Below are 13,395 nucleotides of genomic sequence, written 5' to 3' on the forward strand. Positions count from 1 at the left end.
ACCGCTACTCGGGACGGTCTCGTGGTAGCGCAGTGGGCCAGAAACGCGAACTGCACCTGTGCGCCAGTCCCGCGGGCGAAGCGCGAGAGCACGAGCGTCGCGACGTTTCATGGTCGTTGGCAGCGTCTTGTGACGTTCGGGGATGATGCCGAACCGGTGATCGTCCTTCGGCCTTTTTCGCGTGCCTGGGTCTGCCGCATGTGCGCACTCGCGGAGCTGCGTCTTACCGCCGCGAATGACCTCGACGTCCCGATGCACGCATCCAGGGAGCGCCACGCCATCCGCGTGCAAGGAGTAGGCGGCGGGCTCCGCCGCTTCGCACAGCGCGAGATCGGAGAGGGACCCGCGCTGGCGAACACGGGCAATCCCCGCTGACGGTGGGGACTCGTGCCGACTTCGCCGGAGCCCCACCCGAAGGGGTCGAGTCCTGCCGTTCCGTCGCCCGGCCGCAGGCGCTGTTCGATACTCGCGGCGAAAGGTAAAGACGCCGCGAGGAGTACCTGTGAAGCTTCGAGTTCTATCTGCCCTGGTGGTCGCCGCCGGCATGCTGACGGCGTGCGGCGAGGACGAGCCTGCGGTCATGCCGGAGGTCGTCTCCATGCGCCTCGACGTCGCGCTGTCCGACATCGAGCGGGCGGGTTTCGAGGATGAGGTCGAGGTCATCGGCGGCGGGATGTTCGGCGTGGTGGACGAGTCGAACTGGATCGTGTGCGGCCAGGAACCAGCCACCTCAGAAGAGATCAGCGGTGCGCCGCGCCTGACGGTGGACCGGTCATGCGATGACGAGGACTCCGCCGCGGGCCAGGACGAGGCAGACGCGGCTTCGGAGTCACCCCAGCCGGCTAGGACCCCCACGAAGAAGCCCCAGCCGACCAAGAAGCCGGCGGCCAACACTGGCGGTGGGAAGAACGCAAGCGCCGACACCTTCGTCATGCCGAGCACGGTCGGAATGGTCCTCCAGGACGCACAAGACCTGCTTCAGTCACTCGGCTCCTACATCCTCACTCAGACCGACGCCACGGGCGCCGAGCGGTTCCAGGTCCTCGACTCGGGATGGAAGGTCTGCTGGCAGGACCCCGCCCCCGGAACGGTCACGCCGCTGTCGACCATGGTCGACCTCGGCGCGGTGAAGCTGCACGAGGCCTGCCCGTGATCGCGGCGTCGCCGCTCATGTCACCATCCCTCGCCTGACCTGGGCGTGCGATCGCGCGCCCGGCATCCGTCCCGACCTACGCCACACCACCCGACCTACGCCACACAAGGAGTACCCACCATGGAGACCGCCTCGATCACCGCTTGGACCTTCGTCGCCGAGTGCCCGATCCCCACCGATCTCGGACCCATCCTGGTCGAGGGCGAGCAGCCCTGGGCTGCCTACAAGACCTTCCGCGACAGCGCAATCTTCACGAACAAGCGCCTCATCGTCCGGGACGCTCAGGGCATCACCGGCAAGAAGGTCGAGATCTACTCGCTCCCCTACTCGGCGATCAACATGTGGTCCTCAGAGAACGCTGGAAAGCTGGACATGAACGCCGAGATGGAGCTCTGGACCCGGGCCGGCCACATCAAGGTGAAGCTCGGCAAGGGCGTCGACATCCGGAAGCTGGACCACCTGATCTCGCACGCCGTCCTTAACGGCTAGCCCATGTGGGCCATTTGAGCAGCGTAGGTGGACTAGTCCAGCGGATTCTGCGAATCGCCAGCGCCAGCGGACCTACGGTCGATCTGACTTTGCACAGCAGACGACTTGAAGGACCGATCCCGTGAACGCATCACCGCCGCCCGGCTGGTATCCCGACAACGCGGGCAGCGGCCAGCGTTACTGGGATGGCCGTCAGTGGACCGAACAGACCATCCCCGCGCAATCCCCCGCTGCACCCGCGGCGGGAGGGACGGCCTCTCCCCGGTCGGAGGCTCCCGGGAGCGTGGTGGGCTGGGTGCTTCGGCACAAGGTCGTGAGCGGCGTGGCCGCCTTCGTCGTGGTCGTGGGCCTGGCCGGCGCCGTGAGCGGCGGCGAGGACGAGCCTGCGAACGCTGCGGACGAGACCCCGGCGGCCGTCAGCGACAACGGCGGCTCCGACGACGTACCGGCTGCCGACAGCGAACCGGTCGACACCGACGGCGACGGGACGGCTGACGAGGACGACTTCCGGCCGGAGGACCCCGCCATCCAGACCGAGGACGACCTCGACAGCGACAACGACGGCGTCAGGGACGGCGACGACCTCCGCCCGAATGACCCGAAGGTCCAGACGGAGGACGACATCGACACGGACGGCGACGGCGTCGCCGACTACCGGGACGCCTTCCCGAAGGACCCCACGTACAGCAAGGACGCCGACGGTGACCGCGTCGCCGACCAGATGGACGCCTTCCCGCAGGACGCCCGGTACAGCCAGGACTCCGACGGGGACCGCCATGCCGATGCAGCCGACGCGTTCCCCGCGGACCCGAGCCGGTGGAAGGTGACGCTGGCCATGGAGAACGCGCTCAGCTCCGCGAACGACTACCTCTCCTTCTCATCCTTCTCGCGGCAGGGCCTCATCGACCAGCTGTCGTCGGCCTACGCGGACGGCTACAGCGTGGAGGACGCGACCTGGGCGGTCGGGCAGCTGAGCGTCGACTGGAAGCAGCAGGCCGTCTTGTCGGCGAAGGACTATCTGTCGTTCTCCTCGTTCTCCCGGCAGGGCCTCATCGACCAGCTCTCCAGCCGCTACGGATCGCAGTTCACCGTCGAGGAAGCGGTCTACGCCGTCAACAAGATCGGTCTCTGACCGACAGGTCTGGTACGCCACACCCCAGCCGAGCGAGAGTCGCCCTGCGCCCCGGGAGGCACCGTGGGGGCGGGCGGTTCAGTCGCGACACCCCGGAGACCGCTTGCCGTGGATCGCGAAGGTGTTGGCGGCAGGACGTTCGAAGGATCGGCCCAGGACCGAGAACGTGACCTCGGGCCAGCCTTCGACGTACGCCGTCACCCCGCGGTTGCATCCGCGGCGGTTGAAGACGAGGTGCACGTCGAAGGAACCCTGGTCTCCTGCCTCGAGGTCGAGGCCACCGCTGATCTCCAGGTAGGCATCGCCGCTGTGGTCGAGGTCGCGGCGGCGCTCCGGCTGCGGGTGGTGCGACGTGTCCACGGTCACGACTGTGCCGGTCTGCGGCCCCGCGAATGGTGCGACCGCGTGGTCGACGTGGACGGTGCGCCCGGAGAGGTTGAGGACCTCGACCGTGATCGTGCACCGGAAGCCCTTCTCGACCACCACGGCCTGCGGCGTGCTGGAGCTGGGCGGCGTCTTCTGACGGGGTCTCCACTTCGCGCCGTTGCAGTCCGGCTTCGAGTCCTGGCCACCGGAGGAGCACCTGGTCAGCCGCGCGGTCGGTGACCACGGCCCAGGTCACGCCGCCGGCGGCCGCCAGGCACGTCGCTGCGAGCAAGGACGCCACGATCCGGCGCCGCTTCGAGCGCGGGCGCCCGGTGCCGCCCGCGGGCGTGGTGGCACCCGGGTCCGAACGGTCGTCGTTCGACGGCGAACCGTCAGGGGCGTCGGATCGCGGGGCGGCGGCGTCGGTGCTCACGTGGTGTCCTCCCGAGATGGAGCGATGCGCGAGCCTCCCAGACCCGGGGCCGGCGCGGAGAGGAATCCGCTCACGCGGCGAGACCAGCCGTCGGAGCCCATCCCCCAGTCGAGCTCGCGCGGCCTGCAAACGACCGCTGCCCCGGACGGGATCCGTCCGGGGCAGCGGTGGTGGAGCCGAGGGTCAGTTGGCAAGCGGGTGCACGATGCCCGGCGGGCGGTTCTTCGCCTCGGGGTCGAGCTTGTGGCCCCAGATGGCGGCGGCGCCGTACGTGTAGGGGACCCACTCCTCGTTGACCTCGATACCGTCGAAGCCGACCTCGATGTTGAACAGCGAGGGGGTGGCGCAGTAGAAGCTGAAGGTCTTGTCGTTGGTGTGGCGGCCCAGGCTGAGGGTGATCGGGACGTCGTACTCGTCGAGCATGTCGTGGGCCGAGCCGACGTCGTCGATGGACTTCATCTGGAGCATCAGGTGGTTGAAGACCGCGACGCCGGGCGGGCACTGCCCCAGCGCGAGCGTGTGGTGGCGCTCGTTGACGTGGTAGAACCGCGCGTTCAGCTGGCCCGGCACGATGATCTTGTCGGAGAGCTTGAAGCCCAGCACGTCGTGGAAGAACCGGTGCCCGGCCTCGATGTCGGGCATCATCAGCAGCACGTGGCCCAGGCCCTGGGTGCCGGTCACGAAGCCGGAGACGGCGCGGCCGGGACGGAACGTCGCGGGGTAGAAGTGCTGGCCCCAGCTGACCTCGTGCGGGAAGCCCCACGGGTCGGTGAAGGTGATGAGCTGGTTGACCGAGCGGGCCTCGGCCAGCTCCGCGGAGCCGCGCTCGGCGGTCACGCCGGCGGCGGCGAGCCGCTCGAGGACGACGTCGAGGTCCTCCTCGTGGTCGACGGCCCAGCCGAAGTACGCCACCGAGTCCTGCTCCGCGGGGTGGACCTGGATCCGCCACGCGGCGTCGTCGACGCGCAGCCGCACCGAGCCGTCCGGGCCGTCCGCGGCGAGCTCGGCGCCGAGGAAGCCCTCCCCGAACCTGCGCCAGTCCTCCGACCGGGGCGAGCGCACCCCGAGGTAGGCGAGCGAAGTGATCATCCTGGTTCTCCTGGTGTGTGAGGTGGGTCCGGTCAGACGAACAGGGCCGGGCTGGCCTCGCCGCCGAGGTCGTCGGTCGACCAGCCGGTGTAGACGTTCTCGGCGACGTTGCAGATGTGGCTGAGCCCCACCTGGAGGTCGCGCCAGTAGCGCTCGTTGGGGAAGTCGGTGCGGATGCCGCTCGCGCCGCAGATCTTGAACAGCCGGTCGATCGCGTCCGCGGCGCGGCGCGAGGCGCGCACCTGGTCGCGGCGGAAGGTCAGCCGCTGGGCGCGGGTGATCTCCCCGCCCCTGGTGACGTACTCCTGGAGCTCGACCGCGGAGGTGAGCAGGTGGCAGCGGCTGGCGGCGATGTCGGCGGCCGCCTCGGCGTACGTCGTGAGCTGGGTCGGGTCGGTCTTGCCCACGATCCCGTCGGCGGAGACGCGGCCGGCGAGGTAGTCGCGGTAGGCGCCGAGCGCGCCCTGGGCGATGCCCTGGGTGGCGGCCGCGACCGCGGCGGAGAAGACGACGGGGAACTTCAGCCGGTAGAGCGGCTTGCCCTCCTGCCGGTGCTCGTAGCCGCCGGCCGACATCGTGCTCGCCTCGACGACGCGGTGCTCGGGGATGAACACGTCGGTCATCGCGACGTCCTTGGAGCCGGTGCCGAGCAGGCCCATGACGTTCCAGGAGTCCTCGATGATCTCGTAGTCCGCGCGCGGGATCACGAAGTGCCGCACGTCCGGCGGCATGCCGGGCTGGCCGTCCTCCCCCACGACGATGCCGCCGAGGATGACCCAGCCGGCGTGGTCGGTGCCGGTGGAGTAGGGCCACCGGCCGGTGAAGAGGAAGCCGCCGTCGACGCGGGTCGCGCGCCCGATCGGGGCGTACGGCGAGGCGGTCCAGGTGTCCTGGTCCTCGCCCCAGATCTCCTCCTGCATGCGCGGGTCCATCATCGCGATCTCCCACGGGTGGACCCCGACGACGCCGGCGACCCAGCCGGCCGACGGGGACGCCGCGCCGACCGCCATCGAGGCCTCGAGGAAGTCGGCCAGCGTGGCCTCGTGCCCGCCGTGCTCGACCGGCTGGAGCAGCCGCACCAGCCCGGTCTCCTTCATCGCCTCGACCGTGCGATCGGTCAGCCGTCCCAGCCGGTCGCTCGGCACGGCCTCCTCGCGGAGGACGTCGGCGGCCTTGTGGACCTTCTCCACCACCTCGTGCATGGGTTCCTCATCTCTGCTGCGCGGCGGGGCCGCGAGGGGTTCGGGGGTGATCGCCGGGCCGGCTGCGCCGAGCTCGACACCGGGGCTCTGTAGCGATCACTACGGGAAACGTAGGAGCGTGTGACCTGGGCCACCACCGCCGCGTGCCGGGGGACGGCACACGGCGGGGTGGCGCCCGGCGCAGGGGGCGCCGGCCGGGATCAGCGCGCGCGGGAGCGGTCGCGGACGACCTTGGCCAGGGCGACGGCGACGACCAGGCCGGCGCCGTAGAAGACGTTCTGGATCCAGCCGGCGTAGCCGAGCAGCTGGAGGCCGAAGATACCGGTGGTCAGGAAGTAGATCGCGACCATCGTGCCGATCGGGTTGAACGCGCCCGGCTGCACCACGGCGGTGCCGAGGAAGACCGCGGCCAGGGCCGGGAGCAGGTAGGAGTTCGACGTCGAGGAGTCGAAGCCGCCGACGGTCGCCACCAGCACCAGGCCGGCGAGACCGGCGAGCAGCCCGGCGACGACGTACGCCCCGAACCGGACGCGGTGCACGCGGATCCCGGCCAGGCGGGCCACCTCGGCGTTGGCACCGACGAAGACCATCGAGCGACCCAGCGGCGTCCAGGCCAGGACGTAGGCGATGAGGGCGGCCAGCGCGATGCCGTACCAGAAGGAGACCGGCATGCCGAGCACGTCGCCGATCGCGATCTTCGCCAGGCCGGGGCTGCTGACCGAGACGATCGTCGAGCCCGAGACCAGCTGCGCGACGCCGGTGAGCAGGGTGGCCATGCCGAGGGTGACGACGAAGGAGGAGACGTCGAGCACCACGACGAAGAAGGCGTTGACCGCCCCGGCGAGCACGGCCGCGCCGACGCCGAGGAGGCAGGCCAGCACGATGTTCATCCCGTGCACCCCGGCCAGGACGGGGATGACCGTGGCGGTGATGCCCATCATGGCCGCCACCGAGAGGTCGAACTCGCCGACGACGAGGGTGACCAGCGCCGACATCGCCAGGAACACCAGCACCTGCTGGGAGCCGAAGATCGAGGAGAACGTGCCGCTCGTGCCGAACGTGTCGGGCACCTGGGCGTAGAAGTAGAGCGCCATCACCGCCCAGACGCCGATGAGGGCGTACTTCGAGGCGAGCGTGCGCAGCAGCCCGCGGGTGCCGCCGGAGCGGGGCGACTCGCCCTGGACGGGCGCCGGCGCGACCGCTCCGTCGTCGGCGAGGATCCGGGGCGCGGTCTCGTCGTCGCTGACGAGGTGGCCGACGGTGGACTCAGGCATGCGGGGCTCCGGTGGTCGTGGGGGTGGCGTAGACGGCCTCGAGCAGCGCGTCGGGGTCGTCGGTGTGCATCTCCCGCGGCTCGACGCCGGGGTGGAGCACGAGGACCCGGTCGCAGATCTCGACGAGGTCGGTGGGTTCGGTGCTCACGAGCAGCACGCCGCGGCCGGCCGCGGCCGCCGCGCCGATCGCCCGCAGCAGGTCGGCCCGGGCGCCGACGTCGACGGCCTGGGTCGGCTCGTGGAGCACGAGCAGGTCGGGGTCGGTGGAGAGCCACTTGGCGAAGAGGACCTTCTGCTGGTTGCCGCCGCTGAGCTCCTTGACCAGGTCGTCACCCGAGCGGGCCTTGATCCCCAGCCGGCGCACCGCGTCGTCGGTCAGCTCCTCCTGCCAGCCCCGCTTGACCAGCCAGGCGGTCCCCCGGCGGCGCAGGCTCGGCAGCGCCAGGTTGTCGCGCACGCTCAGCTCGACCGCCAGCCCGTCGCGCACCCGCCGCTCGGGCACCAGCGCGATGCCGGCCCGCAGCGTCTGCGCGACACCCGCGCGGGTCAGGTCGACCCGCCCGGTCGGGGTGACGACGGTGCCGGAGGTGGCGGGCACCGCCCCCGCGAGGAGGTACGGCACCTTCTCGAAGCCCGTGCCCGGCAGGCCGGTCAGGCCGACCACCTCGCCGCGGCGGACCGTGACCGAGAACGGCCGCCCGTCGACCGCGAGGTCGGTGACCACCGCGGCGGGCTCGTCGCCGGCCGGGCGCGCCGACGGCGTACGCGTGACCGCGTCGACGGTCTTGCCCAGCATCCGCCGGGCAAGGTCGGCCTCGGCCAGCTCGGCGGTCGGCAGGGCCGCGCCGGCGACCCGGCCGTCGCGCAGCACCGTCACCCGGTGGCTGAGGGTCAGCACCTCCTCGAGGTTGTGGCTGACCATCAGCACCGCGGTGCCGGAGCCGACGACGCGGCCGAGCAGGTCGTGCATCCGGGCCAGGTCCTCCCGTGGGAGGGCGCGGGTCGCCTCGTCGAGGATCATCACGCCCTCCCCCGGCACCGTGCCGCGCAGCGCGCGGGCGATCGCCACGCCCGCGCGGTGGGCCGGAGCCAGGTCGCCCACGAGCGTGCGCGGGTGGACCGGGATCTCGAGGCGGGCGAGGATCTCGGCCGCGACCTCGTCCTGGCGACGCCAGTCGATCCGGCCGGTGAGCCGGGAGCGGACGAAGCCGCCGATCCCGACGTTCTCGCTGACGGTGAGGTGGTCCAGCAGCCCCATGTCCTGGTGGACCACGGACAGGCCGGCGGCCTGCGCGGCCCGCCACCGGACGGGCAGCGCCAGCGGCTGCCCGTCCACCTCGAGGCTCATGCCGGGGTCCGGCGAGTGGTAGCCGGTCAGGATCTTGACCAGCGTGGACTTGCCCGACCCGTTCTGACCCACCAGCGCGTGGATCTCCCCCGGCCGGACGACCAGGTGGGCGTCCTGCAGCACCGTCGTGGGGCCGAAGGTCTTGCTGGCGCCACGGGCCTCCAGCCGAGGGAGGTCGGTCATCGTTACTTCACGCCCCAGGCCTGCAGGAAGACGTCCTTGAACCGGTCGTCGCCGAACCAGTCGGGGGTGAAGTAGGCCTCGTCGGTCAGCTCGAGGTCGCCGACGTTGTCCTGCGTGAAGTCGCGGGTGACCATCTCGTCGGCCGGGAGGACCTCGTCGCCGGCGAGCAGCTGCATCAGGCCGTTGGCGTACTTCCAGCCCTCGTAGATCACCGGGGTGCCGAGGTCGGAGGCCTGCTGGCCGTCGCGGACCCGCTGCAGGCCGGCGAGGTCGGAGCTGGAGGAGAAGACCTTGACCTGCGCGGCCTTGCCGGAGCTCTGCAGGCCCTGCATGGCCGGCGGGACGAAGCTGTCGACCGGCACGATCAGCGCATTGGTGTCGGGGTTGGCGACCATCGCCGCGCTCACCGCCGAGGGCAGCTTGTCGACGTTGGCGGTGGTGAAGTCCGCGGTCGCGACGCCGCAGGTCGGGCACAGCTCCTTGAACGTCGCCACGCCCTGCTCGCTGGCCTCGCGGGTGGTGGTGGAGTCCATCAGCCGCAGCCAGAGCACGTTGGTCTCCTCGCCGCCCTGGGCGAGCGCGGACATCGACATGGCGTCGTACAGCTGACCGATGCGGCCGGTGTTGTCGTAGAAGGCCAGCGTCTCGTCGGACTCGCGGCCGCCGGTCGGCTCGACGCCGCCGACGAGGACCGGGACGCCCTTCTTCGCCAGCGCGTCGAAGGCGGTGCCGGCCATCGCGTAGTCGATGAACAGCGACACGACCGCGTCCGCGCCCTGGTCGCCGGCCTGCTTGAGGCAGTCCGCGACCGCGGTCGGGGTGAACTTGCCGTCGCAGATCGTCGCCGTCGCGCCGACGGCCTCCATCGCGTCCTGGATGCCGACCGCCACGCCGTGGATGACCGGGATGTTGTCGCCGAGCGGGATGACGGTGACCTTCTTGCCGGCCAGGTCGGGCGTCGAGGAGAGCGCGGGCTCCGCGGGGTAGTCGGTGACCTCCGCACCCATCCCCGCGATGAACTCCTCGGCCTTCGCGATGCCGCTCGCGCTGTCCTCGGCGTTGCCGCCGCTGCCGCTGTCGGCCTGGACGTTGTCCTGGGCGCAGGCGCCGAGCATGCCCACGAGCGCCGCGGTCGCGAGCAGTGCCGCGCCCCGCCGGACGAGGTGACGATGAGGTGACATGTGGTTGTCCTTTGCCGTGCGCGGCCGCTGCGGCCGCTGGGTGGTGGTCGTCGGTGGTGTTCGCCCGAGAACGAGCCGACCTTGGAACGTCGTGGCGCGTGTCACACAGCACCGCGTGCCGCTCCGCGGACCGCCGGCCCCGACCCGGCCGGCCGTGCCGCGGACAGGCACACCGCCGTCGTACGCCGCCGGGCCACCCGAGAAAATGCAGCCGTGACCGCTTCCCCCACCGACGACCAGGACACGACCCCGCAGCGCACCGCTCCCGCTCCGGCTGCCGCCCCGGCCGAGCTCTCCCGTGCCGTGCTGATCACCCTCGGCGCGCTCACCGCGGTCGCGCCGCTGGTGACCGACCTCTACCTGCCCGGACTGCCGGACCTGGCCCGGTCGCTGGGCACCTCCGAGGCGATGGCGCAGCTGACGATGTCGGTCTGCCTGGTCGGGCTCGCGCTCGGGCAGCTGGTCGCCGGGCCCTGGAGCGACCGGGTCGGCCGGATGCGTCCGCTGCGGTGGGGCGTGGTCGTGCTGACCATCACCTCGCTGCTGTGCGCGGTCGCCACGAACGTGTGGGTGCTGCTCGCGCTGCGGCTGGTCCAGGGCCTCGCCGGCGCCGCGGCGATGGTGGTCGCCCGCGCCATCGTGCGCGACGTGTACGACGGCGCGCGGGCCGCCAAGGTCTTCTCCGACCTGATGCTGGTCATGGGCCTGGCGCCCGTGCTCGGCCCGATGCTCGGCGGGCAGCTGCTCGCGGTGACCGACTGGCGCGGGATCTTCGTCTTCCTCGGCGTCGTCGGGGCGCTGCTGGTCGCGGCCTCCTGCCTGGTGCTGCACGAGACCCGGCCGGCGCGGACGCCCAGCCAGGCCCCGGTGCGCCGCCGGGCGCTGCGCCGCCTGGTCGCCGACACCCGGTTCCGCGGGTTCCTCGTGATGAGCGCGCTGTTCGGCGTGGTGCTCTTCGGCTACATCTCGATGAGCTCCTTCGTGCTCCAGGACGACTACGGCCTCGGCCCGGTCGCCTACGCCTGGGTCTTCGGCGCCAACGCCGCCGGCATGATCGTCGGCAGCCAGGTCAGCGCCCGGCTGGTGGGCCAGGTCGGCCCCGCGGCGCTGCTGCGGGCCGGGGTGCTCCTCATCGCGGGCGCGTCGGTGGCCCTGGCCGTGGCGTTCGCGCTCGACGCGCCGCTCGCGGTCGTCGTGGTGCCGATGTGGCTGGTGCTCGCCGGGCTCGGCATGTCGTTCGGCAACAGCACCGCGCTCGCCCTCACGCCGCACGCCGCCGACGCCGGCTCCGCCGCCGCGCTGCTCGGCGCCAGCCAGTTCCTCCTCGGCGCCGCGGTCCCGCCGCTGGTCTCGATCGGCGGGGTCTCCGGGCCCCTGATGGGCATCACCATGGCGACCGCCGGGGTCGGCGCGCTGCTCGCCCTGGTGCTGGTGATCCTGCCGCGGCTCGGCCCCGACGCCCGCGGCCGCGCCCGCACCCCTCACTAGACTGGCGCCGCCGCCGTGCGGCACCCCCACCCGGAGCGGAGCCATGGCACGCAAGACCACCCGTCAGCACTCGCAGGGCGAGGCGTCCCGACGGACGATCCTCGACGCGACGCTGCAGATCGCGGGCGAGCGCGGCTACGTCGGCACCACGATGGCGAAGGTGACCAAGGCGAGCGGGCTGCCGGCCAGCTCGGTCTACTGGCACTTCCGCAACAAGGACGAGCTGCTCGCCGACGCCCTCGACCACGGCTACCGCCGCTTCGCCGACGAGCAGTCGCTCTGGCTCGACCACGACCCCGAGGCGCCGCTCGAGGACCGCGTGCTGCGCGAGCTCCGCCGCACCACCCGGGCGCTCGACGAGGACCCCGACTTCTGGCGGATGGGCCTGCTGCTCGCCCTGGAGACCGGCCCGGCCGTCGGCAGCGGCCCCCGCGAACGCTTCCTCGACGTCCGCGAGCGGGCGATCGCCCGGCTCGTCTCGTGGTGGCACGCCCAGCTCGGCGCCACCCCCGGCACGGCCGCCCACGCGCACACCCTCGCGCTGCTCACCGTCGCCAGCACCGACGGGCTGTTCCTCGCCCACCAGTCCGACGTCCAGGAGGACCTCGGACCGCTGGTCCAGGCGCTCGCCCGCGGCCTCGCCGCCGCGGCCCGGCACCTGGTCGCCGACGAGCCGGCGCCGCGACGTACCGGCCGGCGCGTCCCGCCCGTCCGCCTCGTCGTCGCCGACCCCGACTCCGGGCGGGAGAAGCTGCTGCGCGCGGCCGCCGACGTCGCCGCCGCCAGCGGGTACGACGGCGCGGGCATCGCCCGGATCTGCGAGCAGGCGGGCCTGCCGGCGAGCTCGCTCTACTGGCACTTCAAGGACAAGGACGACCTGCTCGCGTCGGCCATCGAGCACTCCTACCAGGAGTGGTACGTCGCCCAGCCGGCCTGGCTGCCGCCGGACCCCGGCACCCGCTGGCAGGACGAGCTGCGCGACCACTTCGCGGTCAGCCTGCGCAGCCTGGCCGAGCGGCCGCTGTTCCTGCGGCTGGGCCACCTGCTCCTGCTGCTGCGCCGCGAGCAGCCGCCCGCGGCGCGGGCCCGCTTCGTCGGCGTCCGCCGGCAGGCGCGGCTGGTGCAGGAGCAGTGGTTCGCGCAGGTCCTGGGCCCCGACGCGCTGCCCGGCACCGCCGACGCGCTCGGCCTGCTGACGATGGCCCTCTCCGACGGGTTGTTCTTCTCCAACCAGCTCGACGAGCCGACCTGGGACGTCGGGGTCTTCACCGAGCTGCTCGTCACGATGCTCGACGCCGCCTCCTCCGTGCCTGCGTCGGAGGTGGGCGCCTCGTGAGCGACCTCGCCCCTGATCTCGACCTGTCTGCCGCAGAGGCGGTCGCGCAGGCCGCCCTCGCCGCGGCCCGGGCCGCCGGGGTGCGCGTCAGCGTGGCGGTCGTCGACGCGCGCGGCGCCGACCTGGTGGTGCTCCGCGACGACGGGGCGTCCTGGTTCACCCCCGGGGTGGCCCGCGCGAAGGCCGCCACCGCGGCCGCGATGGCCGCGCCGACCGCCGCGCTCGGCGACCTCCGCACGGCGTACCCCGAGCTGGCCGACCTGGTCGACGACCAGCTCCCCCACCGGTTCACCACCCTGCCCGGCGGCGTACCGCTGACCCGGGACGGGCGGACCGTCGGCGCCGTCGGCGTCAGTGGCGCCCACCCCGACCAGGACGTCGCCTGCGCCGAGGCCGGCGCCGCAACCCTCTGACCCCTGCCCCGCCGAGTAGGCACTTCTGACCGGCCGAGTCGGCACTTCTGGACGGCCGAGTCCGCACTTCCTGCCGGACGGCGCCGGAAGTGCGTTCTCGGCGCGCCACAGGTGCCGACTCGGCCCGTCAAAGGTGCCCAGTCGGCGGGCAGGAAGGGCGGTCTCGGCGGACTTCTGTGGAGCGATCACTACGCCGATCGGCCGCGCCCTAGCGTCCCGGCGGCAGGCACAGGCGCGGCATTCCGCTGAGTGGGAGGACATGTTGTCCGAAGTCCTGGACGTTCCCTGTATCGATCACTACAGTGACA

At 72.2% G+C, this 13,395-nt stretch carries 12 protein-coding genes; 6 read left to right on the forward strand and 6 right to left on the reverse strand.

Annotation, left to right across the window (positions count from 1 at the left end; genetic code table 11):
• Window positions 1-502: 502 nt before the first annotated feature.
• The 3 genes from HPC71_RS13510 to HPC71_RS13520 all read left to right on the forward strand — a co-directional run bounded on the left by HPC71_RS13510 (window position 503) and on the right by HPC71_RS13520 (window position 2,774).
• Window positions 503-1,153, forward strand: a complete 651-nt coding sequence (locus tag HPC71_RS13510) for a PASTA domain-containing protein (RefSeq protein ID WP_154616370.1) — start codon at window positions 503-505, stop codon at window positions 1,151-1,153.
• Between the two features lie 120 nt (window positions 1,154-1,273).
• Window positions 1,274-1,642, forward strand: a complete 369-nt coding sequence (locus HPC71_RS13515; protein ID WP_154616369.1) for a PH domain-containing protein — start codon at window positions 1,274-1,276, stop codon at window positions 1,640-1,642.
• 121 nt (window positions 1,643-1,763) lie between these two features.
• Window positions 1,764-2,774 (forward strand): Ltp family lipoprotein, encoded by a 1,011-nt coding sequence (locus tag HPC71_RS13520; RefSeq protein WP_154616368.1) that lies wholly within the window; start codon window positions 1,764-1,766, stop codon window positions 2,772-2,774.
• Between the two features lie 78 nt (window positions 2,775-2,852).
• Here the strand turns inward: HPC71_RS13520 and HPC71_RS13525 are convergent, their stop codons facing one another.
• From HPC71_RS13525 to HPC71_RS13550, 6 genes are all read right to left on the reverse strand, one after another.
• A complete protein-coding gene (locus tag HPC71_RS13525) occupies window positions 2,853-3,260 on the reverse strand; it encodes a hypothetical protein (protein ID WP_154616367.1) in 408 nt (135 codons plus the stop codon).
• 496 nt (window positions 3,261-3,756) lie between these two features.
• On the reverse strand, window positions 3,757-4,662 hold the full coding sequence (locus HPC71_RS13530) for a VOC family protein (protein ID WP_154616366.1): 906 nt from the start codon (window positions 4,660-4,662) through the stop codon (window positions 3,757-3,759).
• Between the two features lie 32 nt (window positions 4,663-4,694).
• Window positions 4,695-5,864 (reverse strand): acyl-CoA dehydrogenase family protein, encoded by a 1,170-nt coding sequence (locus HPC71_RS13535; RefSeq protein ID WP_154616365.1) that lies wholly within the window; start codon window positions 5,862-5,864, stop codon window positions 4,695-4,697.
• Window positions 5,865-6,064: 200 nt separating this feature from the next.
• Complete coding sequence (locus tag HPC71_RS13540) at window positions 6,065-7,138, reverse strand: ABC transporter permease (protein ID WP_154616364.1); 1,074 nt, start codon at window positions 7,136-7,138, stop codon at window positions 6,065-6,067.
• On the reverse strand, window positions 7,131-8,669 hold the full coding sequence (locus HPC71_RS13545; protein ID WP_154616363.1) for a sugar ABC transporter ATP-binding protein: 1,539 nt from the start codon (window positions 8,667-8,669) through the stop codon (window positions 7,131-7,133). The genes HPC71_RS13540 and HPC71_RS13545 overlap by 8 nt, the downstream gene beginning before the upstream one ends.
• Window positions 8,670-8,671: 2 nt before the next feature.
• On the reverse strand, window positions 8,672-9,850 hold the full coding sequence (locus HPC71_RS13550) for a sugar ABC transporter substrate-binding protein (protein WP_154616362.1): 1,179 nt from the start codon (window positions 9,848-9,850) through the stop codon (window positions 8,672-8,674).
• A gap of 213 nt (window positions 9,851-10,063) precedes the next feature.
• On the opposite strand from HPC71_RS13550, the gene HPC71_RS13555 reads away from it, so the two are divergent.
• Genes HPC71_RS13555 through HPC71_RS13565 form a run of 3 tightly spaced genes read left to right on the forward strand, consistent with a single transcriptional unit; the run spans window position 10,064 to window position 13,087 of the window.
• Complete coding sequence (locus HPC71_RS13555) at window positions 10,064-11,338, forward strand: multidrug effflux MFS transporter (protein ID WP_171896790.1); 1,275 nt, start codon at window positions 10,064-10,066, stop codon at window positions 11,336-11,338.
• 43 nt (window positions 11,339-11,381) lie between these two features.
• A complete protein-coding gene (locus HPC71_RS13560) occupies window positions 11,382-12,674 on the forward strand; it encodes a TetR/AcrR family transcriptional regulator (RefSeq protein WP_154616360.1) in 1,293 nt (430 codons plus the stop codon).
• Window positions 12,671-13,087: a GlcG/HbpS family heme-binding protein gene (locus HPC71_RS13565; RefSeq protein WP_171896791.1), complete on the forward strand. Its 417-nt coding sequence runs from the start codon at window positions 12,671-12,673 to the stop codon at window positions 13,085-13,087. The genes HPC71_RS13560 and HPC71_RS13565 overlap by 4 nt, the downstream gene beginning before the upstream one ends.
• The last annotated feature ends 308 nt before the right edge of the window (window positions 13,088-13,395 follow it).

The organism is Nocardioides marmotae, assembly GCF_013177455.1.
Lineage (GTDB): Bacteria > Actinomycetota > Actinomycetes > Propionibacteriales > Nocardioidaceae > Nocardioides > Nocardioides marmotae.

Excerpts from the sequence above, each read along its gene's own strand:
- HPC71_RS13515 (WP_154616369.1), top strand. The coding sequence starts at position 1,274 with ATGGAGACCGCCTCGATCACCGCTTGGACCTTCGTCGCCGAGTGCCCG.
- HPC71_RS13530 (WP_154616366.1), bottom strand. The coding sequence starts at position 4,662 with ATGATCACTTCGCTCGCCTACCTCGGGGTGCGCTCGCCCCGGTCGGAG.
- HPC71_RS13535 (WP_154616365.1), bottom strand. The coding sequence starts at position 5,864 with ATGCACGAGGTGGTGGAGAAGGTCCACAAGGCCGCCGACGTCCTCCGC.
- HPC71_RS13540 (WP_154616364.1), bottom strand. The coding sequence starts at position 7,138 with ATGCCTGAGTCCACCGTCGGCCACCTCGTCAGCGACGACGAGACCGCG.
- HPC71_RS13545 (WP_154616363.1), bottom strand. The coding sequence starts at position 8,669 with ATGACCGACCTCCCTCGGCTGGAGGCCCGTGGCGCCAGCAAGACCTTC.
- HPC71_RS13550 (WP_154616362.1), bottom strand. The coding sequence starts at position 9,850 with ATGTCACCTCATCGTCACCTCGTCCGGCGGGGCGCGGCACTGCTCGCG.
- HPC71_RS13560 (WP_154616360.1), top strand. The coding sequence starts at position 11,382 with ATGGCACGCAAGACCACCCGTCAGCACTCGCAGGGCGAGGCGTCCCGA.